Origin of the sequence: Polymorphospora rubra (assembly GCF_018324255.1) — a bacterium.
GTDB classification, from domain to species: Bacteria; Actinomycetota; Actinomycetes; order Mycobacteriales; family Micromonosporaceae; genus Polymorphospora; species Polymorphospora rubra.
In genome coordinates this window covers 1,245,571-1,262,438 of the sequence record NZ_AP023359.1, presented here as the reverse complement: position 1 = coordinate 1,262,438, position 16,868 = coordinate 1,245,571, and the positions used below count along the sequence as shown (strand labels likewise).

Below are 16,868 nucleotides of genomic sequence, written 5' to 3'. Positions count from 1 at the left end.
GTGAGGCGGGCTACCGGCCCGCGAGCTTGCGGTACAGGGCGGGGTCCTTCTGGAACAGGTCGTTACGCTGAGCGGCGCTCATGCGCTTGAACTGCTCCGGGGTGACGGCATCGCCACCGGGCCCGCCGGTGAACTCGCCTCCGCTGCGTGCCGGCGCCTGGCCTGCCTCGCGGTACTGGGGGTTGTCGTCGATCGCCTTCTTCACCGCGTCGCGGAGCTTCGCAGAGAAGTCGTCGGCGGTCGGGTCGAGCTTGGACGCCGTTGCCATGAAGGAGCGGCTGTCGGTGAGTGCCTGCGGGTTCGCGCCGGCCTTCTTCGCGCTCTTCCAGATGGCCAGTTCGACGGCGAGGTCGCGGTTGGTGTCGGCCATCTTGGTGAGCTGCTGGGTGAGCTGCGCGGGGTCGGGCTGCTCGGTGTCGCCGTCCTTGACGAGGCCGAGTGCTTTGCCGATCTTTTGGGCCAGCTCGTTACGGGCCTGCTCGGCGGCTTCGGTGGCGGCCTGCGCCTTCGCCTCAGTCCGGGCCTTCCCTGCGTCCGTGCGGGCGTCCCGGAGCGCCTTCTGCGCCCACGGGGGCAAGTCCTCGACCCGTTCGCCGGTCGGCTCCTGTCCGGCCTGCTGGCTGGTCTGCTGCTGCCCGGTGCCCGCCTGCTGCTGCTCCGGGGCGGTCTGGGTCTGGGTGCTCTCGCCGGTGCTGGTTTCCACGCTGACGCTCTCCAGGGTGACGGGCCGGCGCCTGGCCGACCATGGGGGTGGTGCTGCCCCGGCGCCTGGCCGGGAGTCGGGGGTGTCAGGAGGTACGGGATGGCACGGATCCAGCGCCGATCTGCTCTCGATACGGCAGCCGCTTCAGCTCGGGGTTGGCGGTCAGGTGGTCACGCATGGCCTTCTGCCACTGGCGGACCTTTGTCCGGGCGGTCGCCGCAGCGGCCGGGTCGAGCGCGGACTCTTCGCGCTCCTTCCACTTTCGGATCTGCCGCTCGATCTCCCTCTGACGCTGCTTGGCCTCGTAGCCGGCCGGGTTGGGAGTCGGGCGGGCCGGTCGTCGAGTGACGCCGGGCAGGTAGCTCCTGGCCGAATGCGTGCAGTTCGGATGGAACAGCCCGGCAGCGCGGGCCTCGGCGAGACTGCCCGCCACATAGATCCAGACCATCTCGTTGGAGACGGCAGACTGGACCTGCACGCGCCCGCGTAGGCGCCCGGAGATCGAGAGGATCTTTCCCTCCCAGGGTTCACACCGCGGGCACTCGCGCGGGCTGTCGCTGATCTGGACCAGGTCCAGCCCGAGGGACTGAAGCCGGTCCGTCTGGCCTTGCACCGCCGCTCTCTGGGTGACGGTCCGCACGCCCATCTCTGCATACGTGGACAGCCGCCAGCGCCGGCCGATCGAGTCGGTGAAGCTCGTGACGCCCTGGTCGACGAACCTCTGGAAGGCAAACTGGCTGGCCTGCCTGCGGGTCTGTCCGCCCGCGATGCTGACCGCGGCTGCCTGCTGGATGACGCCCCGGTAGACGTCGGTCACGTGGCGCAGGACGTTGCTGTGGCGGGCGCCGACGTCGGCGACCAGCGCTGACGCCAGGCTCTCCACAGCAGCGGTCCGAGTGACCACGGCGACGGCCGCCTGCTGGGCTGCGAGCCGAACCGCGGCGTCCTCTGGCAGATCGGTCAGCGCAGCCCCGTGCCCAGTCCGGTACGCCTTCGCCACCGCGCCGGTCATTGTGCCCACGCTGTCGGCGGCAACCTGGGTGAGGATTGCCTCGGCAGCCTCGCGCAGCGACCGCAGGGCGGCGTACCGCTCCTCTGCCCAGGTCGGGCTGTCGATACCCCGGCTCAGGTACGAAGTGATGAGCCGCAGAATGGCCAGTTCGGCGGCGCGGTAAAGGTCGACCGTACTGCGGCTGACGGCGTCGACCTGCTCCGGCGTCACGGGCTACTCCTCAGCCTGGTCGTCCGCCTCTGCGTTGACGCCGTCCTCTTCGGGCTCCTCTGCGCCGGGCGGGTTGTTGCCGGCCAGTGCGTCGAGACTGCTCCCGACGTCCACAACCGGCGGAGCGTCACCCTTGATCCGGTCGACCTCCTCCTGGATCTCGGGGTCCGACCAGTCCGGGTGAAGCGTCTTCACCTTCATCCAGGTGGAGATCGCGGCCGCAGCCTCCAGCAGCTGGAGAGTGCGAGCCACGCTCTCAGGGTCCTGGGAGACGGTGTCGCCGAAGTCGACCTGCGGCGCCTCCGGAGTCACCCCGGAGCCGAAGAGCACCGCATCGACCATGAGAAGCGTCTCGATGATCTCGGCCGTTTTCGGCCTCATGTGCAGCATCTTGGCGTCGCGGCCGATGAACGACTCGCGCTCACGGGCGTTGACCTCGGTGGCCGTGACCGCGGCGCCGTCCGCCATGCCGAAGCTCTGCGCGGCGTAGCCGGCGGTTTCGACGATGAGGCGGGCCTGCTCCGCCGACATCCGCAGGTGCTCTTCGACCCGGATCAGCGGCTGGATCAGCTCGATGTTCAGGCCGGCGCTGTCGTCCGCCATGGTCTTGATGGGGGTGAACAGTTCCTGGGCGGTGTTGAAGTAGGCGCCGTTGCCGGGGCCGAGCGACGTCAGGTATTCCTCGGGGACAACGAGGCGGGCGCGGGCCAGCCTGAGGTCCCGCATCAGGCTGGTCCACGTCTCGTCGAGGGCGTCGAACAGCGGCTCCACGCCGTCGTAGTCGCTCCGGCCGAGGTTCGCCGCCGCCGGCAGGTCGGTCCAGATCCGCGACGGGGTGACGTTCGGGATGTAGACGGCGGTGAGCCGGTCCGGCAGGCCAGTCGAAATGGCGCCGGTGGGGGCAACGTCGACCAGCCAGGACACGTCCGGGTGTGCGCCGAAATCGACCCGGCGGCCAAGGTGGTCGGGGGTGCCCTCGTACACACCGTGAAGGATGACGCCGCGCTCGTGCCGCTCCAGGTGCCGCAGCACCCGGTTGCCGTCGTTCTCCAGGACCTGCCAGAAGGTGACTGCCCACAGTACGTCCCAGCGCCATTCCGGTACGGCGGCGGTGGCGTCGACCCGGGCCAGCCATGGCCGGGGGCGGACGGCGTTGTCCCAGACGACGCGCAGGTAGACCCCGCCCTTCGCAGCGCCGGTCTCGGCGGCGGCAAGGAAGGTGGCGTGAGCGCCATCGTCGACCAGTTCGTCCAGTCGCTTCTGGGTCTCCTTGTTGGAGGCCGTGAGGGTTGGGGGCTCGGAGAACAGCAGTCGCGCGCTGGTCTGGGCGATGTCGGAGGCCAGCGGCACGTGCAGCTTCGCCCGGTGCTCGCCCTCCGGGGTCGGCTCGCCCCAGAACCTACGGGCCACCCAGCCGACGAGACCACCGCGGTACTGGGATGGTCGGTTGTGCGGCCGGGCCAGGTCGACGCCCTGGTAGACCCTGGTCAGCCGGGTCAGTTCACCGGAGTACCAGGCGGTCCACTCGTCGAGCTTGGCGTACACCGGGGCCAGGGACTTCGGCGGCCAGGCCATGTCTGGTGAGGTGGGCAGCGGCACAGCAGATGCCCCCTCTCAGGCGGCGTCGTGGATGCTCGAGCGCAGCGCCGAGCGCCAGATCGAGCGGGTGGTGTGCGTTGCGTACCGACTGGCGTCGATGCCGTGGTCGGCCAGCTTGATCGGCTGGTCGGTTCCGTCCCGCTCGGCAGCCTTGTCGTCCCAGCAGTAGCCGGGGATCTCAAGGAGCAGGTCGCGGCACGACTCGTGCACGTCGATCAGCCCCAGGGCCAGCAGGCTGGACATGGTGCGGATGCCGGGTAGCACCTCGTTGTCGGCGAGCTTCGACGGGAGCCCATCCTGGTGCAGTTGCACCCGGAAGCCGGTCGCTGACGGGTCGACAATCGTGTACTCCGGCATAACGCCGGTGGTGTCGGTGCCGGGGACTGGCACGGTGGTCAGCCACTGCCGGACTTCACGCGAGTACTCGGCGTCGGAGAGTTGCCGGCGCTGCTTCGCCGAGTCCCACCGCCACTCGCGGGTGATGTGGAGCCGACGGTCGACGCCCAGGCCGAGGACGACGGCGTGGAACGGGTTCCGGGTGCCGTGGTCGATGCCGAGCGAGATCCAGCGGGTGATGGTCGGCAGCATCTTGGCGACGTGCCGGTTCTCGTCCCACATGTCGAAGATCGCGCCTTCAGCGGGTACCCAGAGGCCCTGGATGTACCGCTTGAAGAACAGGCCGACGTACTGGCGTTTCAACGACTCGACGAAGGCCGGGTCCAGGTGGGGGTTGTCGTCGAGGATGAACGAGAACCGGTGCAGGTCGACAGGTTCGTCGGCGTGGCCGGTGGAGATGCTGCCCTCGTGGGTGAGCCACAGTGAGGACTGGTCGAGCCAGCGTTTGAGCCAGTGGACGGGGCCGGCGGGGTTGCAGGTGCCGAAGAACTGCGCGCCAGGCACGCTGAGCCGGGTGCCGAGCATGTCCCAGAACGGTTCCGGCCAGGTCGCAATCTCGTCGCCGTAGGCGCCGGCCAGGGTGAGGCCCTGGATCTTCTCGATGGCGCGGGCGTCGTTGGCTCCGGCGGTGTAGATCCGGCGGCCGAACAGGTGCAGTTCGCCGGAGCCTGCGAGGTAGCGGCAGCGTTTCGACCCGACGAGTTCGATGATTGGGTCGATGACGTTCCGCTTGAGCGACCGTTCGGTTTTGCCGATCATGGCGAGGTTTCCGCCTGGGCCGGTCCGGGCGTACTGCATCCACCGGAAAATCGATGCGACGGTCTTGGAGGACCGGACCGCGCCTTCCCAGACGTTGAACCGGGCCGTCGCCAGCTTGACCGACTGCTTCGCCTTCCCCGTGAGCGGCTTGATCATCAGTCGTCGCCGTCCTCGGTCATGTGCTCCAGCCAGGCGTCCACACCGGAGGTGGTCGCGTCGGCCCGGTCGTGCTCTGCGATCCGCAGTGCGGTCGCCATCAGCGCCTGCACCGAGGAGGCGATGGCTCGTTTGTCGGCGAACGGCGGCTCCGGGTGCTCGCGCTCGTTGTAGTCGTTCTCCTTGCCGCCGAAGTTGTAGACCTTGGCCTTGGCGAACATCTGGCCGAGAAGCTTCTCGGCGGCGGCGAGGGCCTGGTCCTCGATGGCGGCGCGGCGGGCGGCGGCGTCAGCCTTGCGGGCTTCGGTGGCGACGGCGGTGCGGGCGCCGCCGCGGGCGAAGCTGAGCCCAAGCTCGGCGGCGATGGCCGAGACGCGCTTCTGGTGGATGCTGGTCTCGCGGCTGATGGCGTTGCGGCCTTTGCCCTCGCCGTGGAGTTGGGCAACGAGTTCCCGCTCGCGGTCGGTGAAGGGGGCCATGGTCACCTCACACGGCGGTCACCTCGCCAGGTCGCAGGGGGGGTTGGGGTGGGCGCGGCCGGGCCGTCCGTTCCCGGCCGCGCTGTTTCACCACCGTGCCGTCCACCAACGGCAACAGCCCGGGAGCACTGGGCTCAACCGGGCTGCGGGCACACCCCGCCTACAGCAGAGGTGTGTGATGCACAGGATCAGGCTATGGCGGCCAGGATGTCAACTCGGCGCCGTCCGCCGGCGTGGCGTGTCATCCGGGTGGCTTTCTCGGCGGCGGCGACCTGGTGGACGGGCAGGTAGGTGCGGCCTCGGTAGCGGTGGGGGGTGATGACGCCGTACAGCGGGTCGCCGACCTTGGCGGAGCGGCGTACCCAGTCGCGGACCCGGTCAGGTGTGACGTCCGGCCAGTTCTGGCATGCCTCTCGGGCGGTCTCGGCGTACTGAACCCCGCTCAGGTAGATCACGCTGCCACGGTACTGCACACTGACCTGCATGGACGCCATGGACGGGGTGACACCGGAGACGGCTGCTGAGGCAGCGGAAATCCTGCGCCGGATCGTCGCCGACCCAGGCGAGCTGGAGCTGACGACCCGCCAGGGCGGCTACCTGGCGGGCGTGGCAGATGGGCTCAGTCTCCGAGGTGGTTGTACAGGGTCGTCCGACCTACGCCCAGGATCCGAGCAGTCTCGGTAGCGTTCTTCCCGTTCGCCATCAGGGCCTTCGCGGCGGCGATCCGCTCCGGGGTCATCTTGGGCGGGCGTCCGCCCTTCCGGCCGCGCGCGGCAGCGGCGTCGAGACCGGCCCGGGTCCGCTCCACGATCAAGCTGCGCTCGAACTCAGCCAGGCTGGCGAAGATGTGAAAGATCAGCTTCCCTGCGGCGGTCGAGGTGTCGATGCCCTCGGTCAGCGAGCGGAACTCGATGCCCCGCTCAGCGAGGCCGGCAACCGTGGTGGTGAGGTGCTGGACGGATCGGCCGAGGCGGTCAAGGCGCCAGACAACGAGGGTGTCTCCGGCGCGGAGGTAGTCGAGCACCTGGGCGAGGCCGGGGCGTTCGTCAAGTTTGCCGCTGGCGGTGTCGGTGAAGGTGCGGGTGCAGCCGGCGGTGGTGAGGGCGTCGGTCTGGAGGGCGTGCCGCTGGTCGGTGGTGGAGACGCGGGCGTAGCCGATGAGAGCCATGGCCCGATCGTAGTCCCGAAAACGGTCTAGAGCCAGTTTCGGCACACACCCGTTTTCGACGCGAGATACCGAACGGGATGCCCCCTGATCGAGGGCATCCCGTCGTAATCGTGCTGGGCTGTTCGGCAAACGGTCGTTTCCCGGACGGCTACGCGGCAGGTTCGACCCGCAGCAGCTTGGCGTACTTCCGGTGTGCGTTCGGGCCGGCCTGGTCGACCTGCTCGCCGATCTCGGCCCAGGTGGCGCCGGCGTTGACGGCCTGGGCGACGGCGGCGATGGTGGCGCGGGCTGCGTCCTGCTCGGCTTGGTGGGCGGCGGCGAGCTGCTCGAGGGCGGTGGTCTTGTCGGTGGCGGTCATGGCGGGATTATCCCTTGGATAAGGGTGTGGGGGCGGTCAGATGTCGTCGACCCGGGCCTGCTCGTGCTCCGGGCAGAGGACAACCATGATCGTCTCGCCGTACACGTCCTCCATGTACGGATCGATCATGAGCGTGCCGGGCTGGTCGCAGGATTCGCAGGTGTTGTCGACGATCTCGCCGTCGATGACGTCGTAGGGCTCGATGTCCATCACGGGTCCTCCGTGGTCGGGAAAGCGGTTTCCCAGGTTGTTGCGGGGCCGGCCACCCGGCCGGCCCCGTGGTCTCTCAGCCGATCGAGATCAGCTCCTTGTGCTGGTCCCCGATGACCACCGCCCCGTCGCGCTGCTCCTCGGTCATGGCCCAGCGGCGGTAGCTCTGCGGGACGATCCAGACGTCTTCGATCTCGCGGTGCATCCAGAGGAGGGCGGCGTCGATGGTGGCCTGGTCGAAGCGGTGGGCGATCTGGGCGCGGATCTCGCTGATGTGGATGAGCTCGCCGGGGGTGGTGAGTCGGCCGTAGGTGGCGGAGATGGCGAACCAGGCCTTCTCGATCTGAGTGCCTGCGATCTTGGCGGTGGCGGTGGTGTCCATCTCGGCTCCCTGTCTCCGTCTTGCTGTTATCTATACGATAACAGGTTATCTGAATGATAACAAGCCTGAGGAGGGGGCAATCCTGGGCAATCTACCGGAAACCGCTTTCCTGCCCCGCCCTGGGCAGCCCGACCACAACCGCGCCCCACTCCCACGCATGCGGCCACCCCACCCCCGCTGCGGCATCCCGCACCCACACCCGGCACCAGCACAGACGCACAGCTCCTGGCACAGCACCACCCCGCCCCGGTCGTCGGTGAGCGCGCGGCGCAGCGACCGGCCGGCGCAGGCTGGGCACGGCGCGCCGTACGGCATGCCCAGCCAGTCCGCGGGCCGCCCGGTCTTCGCCCGCACGATGCCGTCCCGTTCGCGCAGCCACTTCGCCAGCTCGGCGGCCGTCGACGAGCGCATGGCCGGGATGGCAGCGGTGAGCGCCTCGAGGGGCGCGCCTCCGCGCGGGAGGCCGAGCCGGGCGGCGAGCCAGCGGAGCATCTCGTGCGCGTTGCTGGCGAGGGTGGTCCAGCGGATCGCTGCGGGCAGCGGCGGGCGGGTGGCGGGACCGTCCAGGAGGGCCGTAGAGCCGACAGGATCGCCGTGTCCTCCTCCGCTTCGGCCAATAACCGGTCGCCAGCCCTGGAGGCCGTCTGGGGCGCGCGTGAGGTACTCGAGGCGGGCGTGGGCGTCGAGGCGTTGGGCTTCGGCGGCGAGCTGCTCGAGGTGGGCGAGGGCGTGGCCGAGGTGCCAGGCCCAGGCGGCGGCGGCGAGCTGGTGCGGGTGCAGGGTGGTCACGGCGGTCCTCAGCGGTCGGTACGGCGGCGGGGGAGTGCGAGGTGGATGGCGGTGTTGCCGAGCAGGACGGCGACCAGGGCGACGAGGACGGCGGCTCCGTCGCCGGTCCAGGCGTCGGCCGCGGCTGCGAAGGCGAGGGTGGCGGCCGTCCCCACCACCAGGGCGATGGAGACGGCCAGGACCAGGCGGCGAATCACGCGGTGACGTCCACATCGGCGTCGGCATCTCGGTGCGGTACCGACACCCAGGTCCGGCCGTCGTCGTCGACCAGGGTGACGATCAGGGCGTACCCGGCGTGCGGGTGGCGCTCAATGCGGCGGACGGTCCAGATGCCGCACCAGGGCGAGCCGGGCACGTTGTAGGTGACCCGCTCGCCGGTTCGGACGTCGGCCCAGGTGCGGACGGGCGGGGCCGGCGTGGCCTGCGGGGTGTCGGTGGCGAAGAGTTCCATCTGTCCCTGCATCGGTCAGCCCTCCCCGGCGAGCTGCTGCGGTGCCTTGCCGTCGAACACGGCCATGACGGCGCGGGCGGTGTGCTGGGTCAGGGTTTCGCCGTCGCGGCGGGGGGTGACGCTGCTGGGGTCGGCGTAGGCGCGCTGGACGGCGTCCGGCTGCTGCGGCTGGGGCGGCTCCTGGCCGGCCGTACGCCGGTCGATCGCCTCCACCCACGCCACCACCACCGCGGCGACCTGGACCAGCTCAGCACGGAGCGCGGCCGGGCTGTCGGTCGCGTACGCCTCGGCAACCTCCTCGGTGAGGATGTCGCGCCAGGTGCCGTGCCCTTCGGCGTGAAGGCGGTCGCACTCGGCGCGTGCGGTCTCGGCGACGTACGCGGCCGGGCCGGTGAATGCCCAGACGATGTTCGGTCCGGTGCCGTCGGGGTGGTTCTGCTCGCCCCACTTCGCGTCCTGACGGGCGCGTTCGGCGGCGATCTCGGCGAGCACCCCGTCCTGCGCGCGGGCCGGGCCGGCCAACTGTCGCAGCGCCGATGCCAGAGTCGCGGCCCGCGCCTCCAGCGTCTCTCCCACATCGCGCGGCAGCAGGGTCATGCAGCGGGCGGTCATGGTGTCGATGTGCTCGAGCAGCGCCTCGGCGGCGGAGGTCACCTGCGCGCGGGCCGGGCCGGAACCGAGGACGCGGATCGCGTCGGCTCGCTGCTCGTTGGCGGCCTGTTCGATGGCGTCGGCGAGGGCGGTGCGCTGGCTGGCGAGCTGGTCGCGGAGTTGGTTGGCTTCGGCCCGGGCGTGGTGCATCTCGGCTTCGATCTCGGCGAGGAGGGTTGCGCTGATCTCTTGGGCGCGATGGCTGTCGAACTGGCCGGCGAGCCGGAGGTTGGTCCAGCAGGCGGATGCGGCGCCGAGCGCCTGGTGGACGGCGTTGGTGAGGGTGAAGTTTCCGTCGCGGGTGAAGGTGAAGGGGCGGGGCTGGCGGGCGATGTCGTACTGGCCGCGTCGGATTTCGGGCTGCTCGTCGGCGGTGCCGTAGGTCTCGATGAGGCAGGGCTTGCATTCCTCGTCGAGCGAGATGCCGTGGTGGCAGTGGCCGGTCTCGGCGGTGGTGGGCTGGGTCATGGCTGCTCCTCAGAGGTGGGCGGGTGCGGTGGCGAGGTCGAACAGGGCGGACTGCGTACCGAGCGGACGGTTGGACCAGAGGACTTCGGTACGGCTGCGGTCGCCGGAGCTGTTGCCGGTGAACGCAGAGAGGGTGTGGCGGTCCCAGCCGGCGTACAGGTCGCGGTCGTACAGGTCGGACGCGTAGCCGGAGAGGACGACCGCGGCGCGGGCCTCGAGTAGCACCTCGGCGAGTGCGCGGTGGTCGGCCTCGCTCTTCATCTCATGCCGGTAGTTGTTCCGGTGGTCGCGGGTGGTGCCGAGGTACGGCGGGTCGACGTAGAGCAGGACGTCCGGCTCCTTGCCGTACTTCCGGATCAGGTCGAGTGCCGGCAGGCACTCCAGCGACACCATGCTGAGCCGGTCCGCCGCGGCGGCGATCCGGTCGACGTAGGCCTCGAGGTAGCCGGGCATGCCGAGCGACGACCCGAACGGGAAGACATAGTGCTTCCAGCCGGTCTTGCCAGGGCGGAGGGTCAGGCCGCGGCCCTGGCTGAGCATCACCCAGACCCGGCGAGCTACCTCAAGTTCGTCATCGAGGCGGCGGTGCCGGGCGGCAACGTACTCGGTGCGGGAGTGCGGGGTGAGCGCGCAGACACGGGCCAGGTCGTCGGGGCGGTCGCGGAGGATCCGCCACCAGGTGATCAACTCGTGGTCGAGGTCGTTGACCGTCTCCATCTTGGCCGGCTGCTTGGCAAGCAGGACCGCGAGCGATCCGCAGTAGGGCTCGACGTAGTGCTTGTGGGCTGGCAGCAGGGTGACGATGCGTTCGGCGAGGTTGGTCTTGCCGCCGAAGTAGGCGAAGGGTGGCTTCACCGGTGCTCCTCAGAGGTGGGCGGGTGCGGTGGCGGTGGTGATGGGGCGTGCGAGGCGGGGCTCGTCGACGTGCGGGCCGCGGGTGGCTGGCGGCGGGTCCGGGTTGACGGCCCGGGGGCGCTTGCGTTCGGCGTGGACGTGCTTGAGGGGGCGGGTGTAGCCGCCTCCGGTGTCGACGCCCTGGACGCGTCCGCCGGCGCGGGTGCGGCAGGCCTGGCCGGGTTCGGCGCCGCACTTCGGGCAGGGTCGGCTGCGGGCGTTGGTGGCGAGTCGGGGTGTGGCGAGGGCGCGGGTGGCGCCGGCTCGGCTGGGGCTGGTGAGCGTCATCCGGTCACGACCTTCAGTCGGGCCCTGACCCGGCACTGCGGGCACAGGGGTTCGCCGGTGGTGGGGTGGGGTGCGCGCCCGCCGGGGATGGTGTGTTCGCAGGCGGGGCCGCGGCGGGCTTCGTCTAGGGCCGCGGAGACTGCGGCACGGTGGGCGGCGGCCCGGTGTTCCTGGAGGAGGTCGGGGAGGTCGCCGTCGGTGGCCATGCGGTTGAGGAGGCCGCGGAGGGATCGCGGGTTGCGCTCGTTTTGGACGCGGCGGACGACGGCGGCGGCTTCGTCGGGGGTGGCTCCGGTGGCCTTGATGACGATCTGTTCGGGGGCGGATCCCGCAGGCTGCTTCTTGGCTGCGGCTTGGAAAGGCTTGGAAAGGCTTGGGCTGTGTGCACCTGGTGCACTAGCCCGGTGCATCTCCTGCACTAGCTCTGGTGCATCAGGTGCACTAGCTAGTGCATTTCCTGCACTAGAGGAGTGCACCTCCTGCACTAGCTCTAGTGCACTACGTGCACTAGCCGGGATGCAGAGTTGGTACTGGGTCCGCTCCTTTTTCGACCGCGCAGACTCCTTCGTCGGCCGCGACCGGACCACCCACCCGTCTTGCTCTGAAGTCCGCTCGACGTCGTTCAGGTGTGCGGCGACAGCCCGGCGGGACAACCCGGTCTTCTCGGCCAGCGTCGTCAGCGACGGCCCGAACCGCGCCGGGATAAGCCCGCCCGGCCAGTTCGCAAGCGCGGCCAGCACGAACAGGATCAGCCGGGCCGGCCCTGGCAGCTCAGATGCCATGAGGGCCCGATCGAACTGCCATCGGTGCAGCGGCGACTGGCTCACTCGGTGCTCCCTGCGGCCTGCTCGTCGGCGGCCTGGACGTCGCGGAGCAGTTCGATCAGTGCGTGCCGCCGCTCGTCGCGGACCGGCCGTCCGTGCTCGTCGACGCCGGGCGGCACGTAGCCGTTCCACTTCCGGGCGTCGGTGAGCTGCAGGATCTGGCAGAGCCGGGTCCGGGCCCAGTCGTGGGCGAGGACCCGTTCGCGGCGGTTCGTAGCGCGGGTGCGGTTGGTGCGCTGGGTGGGCAGCCAGGCGCGGAGGCGCTCGGCGCCGATGGGGCCGCGCATGAACGGCATCTCGGTCCAGACCGAGGATGCACGAGGGGAGTCGGTAGCCACGGCGCTCACCCCTTTCGAAAGGTCGGGCTTCGGGCCGGCCCACCTCGAGGTGGGCCGGCGTCCGGGAAGGGGATCAGCTGGCGGGGGTTAACGTCGCGGGCTCGGCCTGGGCGGGCTCGCCGGTCGGCTCAGGGCCGGTTCGGCGGGCGGGGTCAGGCCGATCGGAACCGGCGACAGGTCGTTGTCGCGGAGCCGGACGGGCATCACCAGGCCGACGAACGCGGTGCCGATCTCGATTCGGATCGGGGCCTCCGGGCCGGAAAAGGTCCAGCGCGGCGGCTCCCACTGGATGTGCGCGCGGGCTCGGCTGAACCGGCCGATGAGGGCCGGGTTGAGCCCCAGGGGGCGGTCAGGCCGTCTGCGGCGGCGGCCTTGAACGCCTTGCTGAGGTCGGGGAAGGTGCCGGTTCCGATCTGGATGCTGATCGTGAGCGGCTCGGTAGACACCTCGAGGCGGTTCTCAGACCGGGTGCGACCGGGAATCTGGCGGAGGGTGGCCAGGGTGTTCTCGGGCACGGCGGAGAGCGCGCGGCGCAGAACCTTGGCCCAGCGGCGGGGCACGAGAGTCGGTGCGAGGTCGTCGCCGGTGGCGTTGACCCGCATGTGGCCAACGACGTACCGGTCGGTGGCCTGGCCGACGAGTCCGCCGCGGCAGGGGGCGGCCTCGATGTGGACGGCGGCCAGAGTCGGCGCCTCGTAGCTGTCGGAGGCGGTGAACGGGATGAGGATGTCGAGAACCTTGTGCAGGTCGCCGACGGTGACGGTGGTGGTCATGCGTCGCACTCCTTCGGACGGCGGGACATGGCTGTGATCAGGTCTTGGCGGCGCTGCGCCTGGAGCGCCGCGGGGTCGGGCCGCTCTTGCTCGATGGCGGCCCGGTCGGGCCAGCGCTCGTCGACGAGCGCCCGGAGTTGGTCGACGCGGCTCACCGGACTACCTCGAGGTCGGGCGTCTCCGCCCGGATGCAGGCGTGGCAGTCCCGGCGCGTCAGCCGCACCGGGCGGCCGGTCCGCGGGCTGGTGACGGTCGCGCCCTCCACGTGCGGGTACGGGCCGTCTGCCGGGATGATCCGGCCCGTGGCGGCGGTGGCCAGGAGCCACTGGCCGCTCATCGGGCACCGGCCGGGGCCCCGGGGGCCGGCGCGACACCGACCCCCGGGACGTAGCGCTTGCAGTCGCACGTGGACGCCGAGCAGGCGCCGCGACCGCGCGGGCCGATGACGTGGATCGGCTCGAGGTCGCCGCACTCGCACCGGCCGGGCTCGGTCGGGATGGTGCCGGCGGCGGCGCCCGGGTCCTGGTGGGTCACTGCCCGCCGCCGATAACCGGCACCGTCGGCCAGTCGTCGTCGAACCCGGGCTCGTCGTCGTACGGCGGCTCTTCGACCGCGGGCGCCTCGAGGGCGTCGATGACCCGCATCGCCTCGCGCCGGCTCAGCTCCTTTGACGAGCCGACCCGGCGGCCGGTGACCTGCTCGATGAAGGCGCTCTTCGCGTCGCGGTCCTTGATGCCCTGCTTACTGAACGAGGTGTGCAGCTTCGTGATCTGCGCGTCGGTGATGCCCGGCTCCGAGTCGGCGGTCATCTCCTCGCGCTCACCCGGCTGCCACGGCGCGCTGGCGCCGGCGGCCACGGCGTCGTCGATCGCCGCGACCGTGGCCGGCACCTGCTCCGGGTCCTCGAGGGACGGCTCCGGCACCGGGGCCGGCTCGGCCTTCGGCTGGGCCCGGCGGGCGGTACGCCGCGCCGTGGTCGGCTTCGCCTCGGTCGTGTCCGGGACGGCGGAGACCGGCACGTCCGCGCCGTCCGCCAGCTCCTCCGTCGAGTACGGCATGCCCAGCAGCGCGTCGGCGGCGATGAGCCGGGCGCACTCGGCGGTCGCCCGGGCCAGCAGCATGGCCGTCGGCTGCTTCCGCCAGTTGTCCTTACCTGCCAGGTGCTTGGCCCGGTCCATCGTCCACGTGGAGCTTTCGACCTTGTCCGAGCCGCGACGGCGGCCCTTGACGATGGCCCGCGTTGCGGTGGACTCGTGGACCCAGATCTCGTGGCCCTTGGACTGGACCAGGGCGCGGAGGCCAAGGGCGGTCAGGCCGGGCTTGCCCTCGATGACGTCAATGGCGCGCAGGCTGGCCATCGGGGACATGTCCATCTCCTGGCCGGCGAGGATCGCCGCAGCGCACTCGGCCGCCTTGCCCTGGAACGCCTTCGGCACGAAGCTCGTGCGGCAGAGCATGTCGGCGATGTTGGCGACCTCGCGGGCCTGTGCGACCCACTCGGCCAGGTCCTGCCGGGCCGGGCCCGGGGCGGGCTGCTGGATGTGATCGACGACGCCCCACCCGTTCGTGGCGGGACGGACAGCAAGTTCAGTCATTGCGGATCGCCTCTCCGATCAGGGCCTTGTTGTCCTTGGCCGCGCGAGCGACCCAGGCGATGTGGAGGAAGTCCTTGAAAACGCGCTCGCCGCACTCGACGGGGATCACGTCGTAGCCGTCGGCGCGCACCCAGATTGCGAAGCCGGCGTCGACGACGGGCATCGGCTGCTCGGCGCCGTCGGAGTCGAGGTACACCTCGGCGTGCCGGTACGCGGCGAGCTGGTAGGCGGTCTCCGGCCAGATCCCGGACGCGGCCGTCTTGATGTCGGCCAGCACGGTCCGGCCGTCGGGAAGCCGGACGACCATGTCGAGCGTCCCGGCGTACCTCCACCGGCGGTGCCCGACCGGGGCCTCAACGAGGATCGGCTCGGGCTTCCAGTCGTCGAGGAACTGGACGTAGGCGTCGACGTGGCCGGCGAGGTGCTCGGGCACCTCGATCTCCTCGCCGCGGATCAGCTTCTCGCCCAGGTTGTGGACCTCGGTGCCCTTGACGGCCGCCTTGTCGCGGGCGGTCCAGGGCACCTCCTTGAGGGCGGCGACGATCGACGCTCGGCCCATGTCGCCCATCCCGGCGACCTGGTCCAAGTTGTCGGCGACGTACTCGGCGACGGTCCGAGCCGACCAGTACGGCAGCGCCGGCTTGGGCAATCCGTCCTTGATGAGCGTCGTGACGCCGTCGACCTTCTGGCCATCGATCTTGTAGCCGTGGCCGCGGCCGTAGTTGATGCGCTTGAGCGTCATGCCTGCTCTCCGGTGGTGGTGGCGAACCACGGGCCGTCGTTGACGACCGCGGGGATCTGCTGGGTGTCGTCGACCGCCGGGGCGAGAACGCGCTCGATGCGGCCGGTCAGCTCGTCGACGCCGGCCGGCATCCAGTCGTCGGCGTGCGCGGTCGGGGCGAGGGACAGCCGGACCCGGCCCGGCAGCGGGCTGTAGGTGGGCGGGACCGGGGCGGCGATGATGCGGCGGCCGGTGGTGTCGGTGTGGCCGGGCCGGTGCCGGCCCTCGTACCGGGCCGGACGGGTCTCGACGGTCAGCACGGCGGCTCCTTGTCAGCGACGGGAAGGGAGTTGACGAACGCGGTCCACTCGGTGGCGAGGTCGAGCGAGTGCTGGTGCGCGGCAGCGATGTCGAGCACCGGGTCGTCCGGGGTGAGCGCGGCCTGCGCGGCGACGGGCGGCCGGGTGGCCTCGGTGACCGCGTCGAGGTCGGTGAGGTAGCCGTCGCAGCGGCGGCGCAACTCCTGCACCCGGGCGGAGTCGACCCGGGCCCGGATCCGGGCCCGGTCGAGCTGGCCGGCAATGGCGTCGCGCTCACCGGTCACGGTCTTCAGGTCGCGGTGTGCGTGGATGAAGGCGCCGATCGCGACGGCGGCGACGAGGCCGACCATGACGGCGACGAGGGCCAGGACGTGGTACGGCATGGTCACCACGCCCCGCACGGGCAGGAGCCGGAGTTCGGGCTGCCGCAGTCGCCGCACTCCCGGAACGCCCGCTCGCACACGTTCCGGCCGCACAGCGGGACGCCGTACGTCCGGTCGGTGGCGCCCGGGGCGAGGCAGACGTAGCAGTCGGCGGCCGGCCGCTCGAGCACCGCCACCGCGGTGCCGGTGTAGCGCGGGTGCCGGGGGAGGATGACCGGCGGGTTCGCCGGCCTGGTCGCCGGCTGCGGACGCCGCGGCTGCGGCTCCGGCGGCTTGCTGGGCTTGGACACGGGTACGATCCCTTCGTCTGGCGTCCCGCTGGGCACTGGCAGGTGGCGGCGGGGCACTGGTGTGTGGTGAGCCCTCTGCCGCGCCAACGGCAGGGGCTTCTCTCGTCAGGCCGCACGGCGGCGCGGTCGGGACCGCGCCCGCTCGACCCGGGCGCGGGTCTCCGCCAGGTCGGCAGCCCGCTGCTCCTCGGCGTCCGTCGCCGTAGAGGCGACCGTCAACGAGGCGATGAAGTCGGCGAGCTGCTCGTCGGTGAAGTAGCGCTCCCGACCGGCCTTGATGTGCGTGAACTTGCGGGCCCAGGACCCCTCGCGCAGTACGCGCAGGGGGATGCCCAACTCCGCGGCCACCCGGGGGAAGGGGTGGAGTCGGGGCAGGGGGGTGGTCATCACTCCTCCTTGGCGGTGACGGTGTGGGACTCGACGTAGGCCCGCAGGCTGGCCGGGTAAATCCGGACCGCGCCGTTGCGTCCGTCCGCCTTGGTGGCCTCGAGATGTCCGGCCTCGATGAGGCGTTTGACGCTCCACCGGGAGACCTGGAGGTACTGCTCCACTTCGGCGATGGTCATGAGCTGCTGATCCACTCGCGCTCCCACGTTGACGGCTTCTGCAACATGTTGTGCGTTCAACACGTTAGCTTCCGTCTCGACTCGT

General features: G+C 70.9%; 27 protein-coding genes. All 27 read right to left on the bottom strand.

The annotated features are described in order from the left end of the window. Positions 1 to 10: 10 nt before the first annotated feature. Complete coding sequence (locus tag Prubr_RS05665) at positions 11 to 703, bottom strand: hypothetical protein (protein WP_212822303.1); 693 nt, start codon at positions 701 to 703, stop codon at positions 11 to 13. A gap of 85 nt (positions 704 to 788) precedes the next feature. Further along, positions 789 to 1,925: a phage minor capsid protein gene (locus tag Prubr_RS05660; protein ID WP_212822302.1), complete on the bottom strand. Its 1,137-nt coding sequence runs from the start codon at positions 1,923 to 1,925 to the stop codon at positions 789 to 791. Positions 1,926 to 1,928: 3 nt separating this feature from the next. Next, complete coding sequence (locus tag Prubr_RS05655; protein WP_212822301.1) at positions 1,929 to 3,500, bottom strand: phage portal protein; 1,572 nt, start codon at positions 3,498 to 3,500, stop codon at positions 1,929 to 1,931. A 39-nt stretch (positions 3,501 to 3,539) separates the two neighbouring features. After that, positions 3,540 to 4,835, bottom strand: a complete 1,296-nt coding sequence (locus Prubr_RS05650) for a PBSX family phage terminase large subunit (RefSeq protein ID WP_212822300.1) — start codon at positions 4,833 to 4,835, stop codon at positions 3,540 to 3,542. Beyond that, positions 4,835 to 5,314, bottom strand: coding sequence for a helix-turn-helix domain-containing protein (locus tag Prubr_RS05645; RefSeq protein WP_212822299.1), 480 nt, complete (start codon positions 5,312 to 5,314; stop codon positions 4,835 to 4,837). Before Prubr_RS05645 ends, Prubr_RS05650 begins: the two co-directional genes overlap by 1 nt. A 188-nt stretch (positions 5,315 to 5,502) precedes the next feature. Further along, a complete protein-coding gene (locus Prubr_RS05640; RefSeq protein ID WP_212822298.1) occupies positions 5,503 to 5,769 on the bottom strand; it encodes a chaperone modulator CbpM in 267 nt (88 codons plus the stop codon). Positions 5,770 to 5,933: 164 nt separating this feature from the next. Continuing rightward, positions 5,934 to 6,527, bottom strand: a complete 594-nt coding sequence (locus Prubr_RS05635; protein WP_281425881.1) for a recombinase family protein — start codon at positions 6,525 to 6,527, stop codon at positions 5,934 to 5,936. 103 nt (positions 6,528 to 6,630) lie between these two features. Next, positions 6,631 to 6,840 (bottom strand): hypothetical protein, encoded by a 210-nt coding sequence (locus Prubr_RS05630; RefSeq protein WP_212822297.1) that lies wholly within the window; start codon positions 6,838 to 6,840, stop codon positions 6,631 to 6,633. 36 nt (positions 6,841 to 6,876) lie between these two features. Continuing rightward, complete coding sequence (locus tag Prubr_RS05625) at positions 6,877 to 7,050, bottom strand: hypothetical protein (RefSeq protein ID WP_212822296.1); 174 nt, start codon at positions 7,048 to 7,050, stop codon at positions 6,877 to 6,879. Positions 7,051 to 7,126: 76 nt separating this feature from the next. Beyond that, positions 7,127 to 7,432: a hypothetical protein gene (locus Prubr_RS05620; RefSeq protein WP_212822295.1), complete on the bottom strand. Its 306-nt coding sequence runs from the start codon at positions 7,430 to 7,432 to the stop codon at positions 7,127 to 7,129. 45 nt (positions 7,433 to 7,477) lie between these two features. Continuing rightward, a complete protein-coding gene (locus tag Prubr_RS05615; RefSeq protein WP_212822294.1) occupies positions 7,478 to 8,221 on the bottom strand; it encodes a hypothetical protein in 744 nt (247 codons plus the stop codon). A gap of 8 nt (positions 8,222 to 8,229) precedes the next feature. Next, a complete protein-coding gene (locus tag Prubr_RS05610; RefSeq protein ID WP_212822292.1) occupies positions 8,230 to 8,418 on the bottom strand; it encodes a hypothetical protein in 189 nt (62 codons plus the stop codon). Then, positions 8,415 to 8,684: a hypothetical protein gene (locus Prubr_RS05605; RefSeq protein ID WP_212822290.1), complete on the bottom strand. Its 270-nt coding sequence runs from the start codon at positions 8,682 to 8,684 to the stop codon at positions 8,415 to 8,417. The genes Prubr_RS05610 and Prubr_RS05605 overlap by 4 nt, the downstream gene beginning before the upstream one ends. 3 nt (positions 8,685 to 8,687) lie before the next feature. Further along, positions 8,688 to 9,791, bottom strand: a complete 1,104-nt coding sequence (locus Prubr_RS05600) for a F0F1 ATP synthase subunit B family protein (protein ID WP_212822288.1) — start codon at positions 9,789 to 9,791, stop codon at positions 8,688 to 8,690. 9 nt (positions 9,792 to 9,800) lie between these two features. Continuing rightward, positions 9,801 to 10,646 (bottom strand): DNA adenine methylase, encoded by an 846-nt coding sequence (locus Prubr_RS05595; protein WP_212822286.1) that lies wholly within the window; start codon positions 10,644 to 10,646, stop codon positions 9,801 to 9,803. Between the two features lie 9 nt (positions 10,647 to 10,655). After that, a complete protein-coding gene (locus tag Prubr_RS37620) occupies positions 10,656 to 10,973 on the bottom strand; it encodes a hypothetical protein (RefSeq protein WP_212822285.1) in 318 nt (105 codons plus the stop codon). Positions 10,974 to 11,796: 823 nt separating this feature from the next. After that, complete coding sequence (locus Prubr_RS05585; protein ID WP_212822284.1) at positions 11,797 to 12,084, bottom strand: hypothetical protein; 288 nt, start codon at positions 12,082 to 12,084, stop codon at positions 11,797 to 11,799. Positions 12,085 to 12,338: 254 nt separating this feature from the next. Continuing rightward, positions 12,339 to 12,908, bottom strand: coding sequence for a hypothetical protein (locus Prubr_RS05580; RefSeq protein WP_212822283.1), 570 nt, complete (start codon positions 12,906 to 12,908; stop codon positions 12,339 to 12,341). Further along, entirely contained in the window at positions 12,905 to 13,063 is a 159-nt protein-coding gene (locus Prubr_RS05575) for a hypothetical protein (RefSeq protein WP_212822282.1), read from the bottom strand. Before Prubr_RS05575 ends, Prubr_RS05580 begins: the two co-directional genes overlap by 4 nt. Next, entirely contained in the window at positions 13,060 to 13,245 is a 186-nt protein-coding gene (locus Prubr_RS05570) for a hypothetical protein (RefSeq protein WP_212822281.1), read from the bottom strand. Before Prubr_RS05570 ends, Prubr_RS05575 begins: the two co-directional genes overlap by 4 nt. Positions 13,246 to 13,438: 193 nt before the next feature. After that, positions 13,439 to 14,503 carry a hypothetical protein gene (locus Prubr_RS05565; protein ID WP_212822276.1) on the bottom strand — a complete coding sequence of 355 codons (1,065 nt, stop codon included), beginning with the start codon at positions 14,501 to 14,503 and terminating at the stop codon, positions 13,439 to 13,441. After that, the gene (locus Prubr_RS05560; RefSeq protein WP_212822275.1) at positions 14,496 to 15,245 is read right to left on the bottom strand and encodes a PD-(D/E)XK nuclease family protein; all 750 of its coding nucleotides are present in this window, start codon (positions 15,243 to 15,245) and stop codon (positions 14,496 to 14,498) included. Before Prubr_RS05560 ends, Prubr_RS05565 begins: the two co-directional genes overlap by 8 nt. Beyond that, complete coding sequence (locus Prubr_RS05555; protein ID WP_212822274.1) at positions 15,242 to 15,544, bottom strand: hypothetical protein; 303 nt, start codon at positions 15,542 to 15,544, stop codon at positions 15,242 to 15,244. The genes Prubr_RS05560 and Prubr_RS05555 overlap by 4 nt, the downstream gene beginning before the upstream one ends. Then, the gene (locus Prubr_RS05550) at positions 15,538 to 15,927 is read right to left on the bottom strand and encodes a hypothetical protein (protein ID WP_212822273.1); all 390 of its coding nucleotides are present in this window, start codon (positions 15,925 to 15,927) and stop codon (positions 15,538 to 15,540) included. Before Prubr_RS05550 ends, Prubr_RS05555 begins: the two co-directional genes overlap by 7 nt. Positions 15,928 to 15,929: 2 nt before the next feature. Continuing rightward, positions 15,930 to 16,217, bottom strand: coding sequence for a hypothetical protein (locus Prubr_RS05545; protein WP_212822272.1), 288 nt, complete (start codon positions 16,215 to 16,217; stop codon positions 15,930 to 15,932). A gap of 105 nt (positions 16,218 to 16,322) precedes the next feature. After that, complete coding sequence (locus tag Prubr_RS05540; RefSeq protein ID WP_212822270.1) at positions 16,323 to 16,604, bottom strand: hypothetical protein; 282 nt, start codon at positions 16,602 to 16,604, stop codon at positions 16,323 to 16,325. Next, entirely contained in the window at positions 16,604 to 16,798 is a 195-nt protein-coding gene (locus tag Prubr_RS05535; protein WP_212822268.1) for a helix-turn-helix domain-containing protein, read from the bottom strand. Before Prubr_RS05535 ends, Prubr_RS05540 begins: the two co-directional genes overlap by 1 nt. Between the last annotated feature and the right edge of the window lie 70 nt (positions 16,799 to 16,868).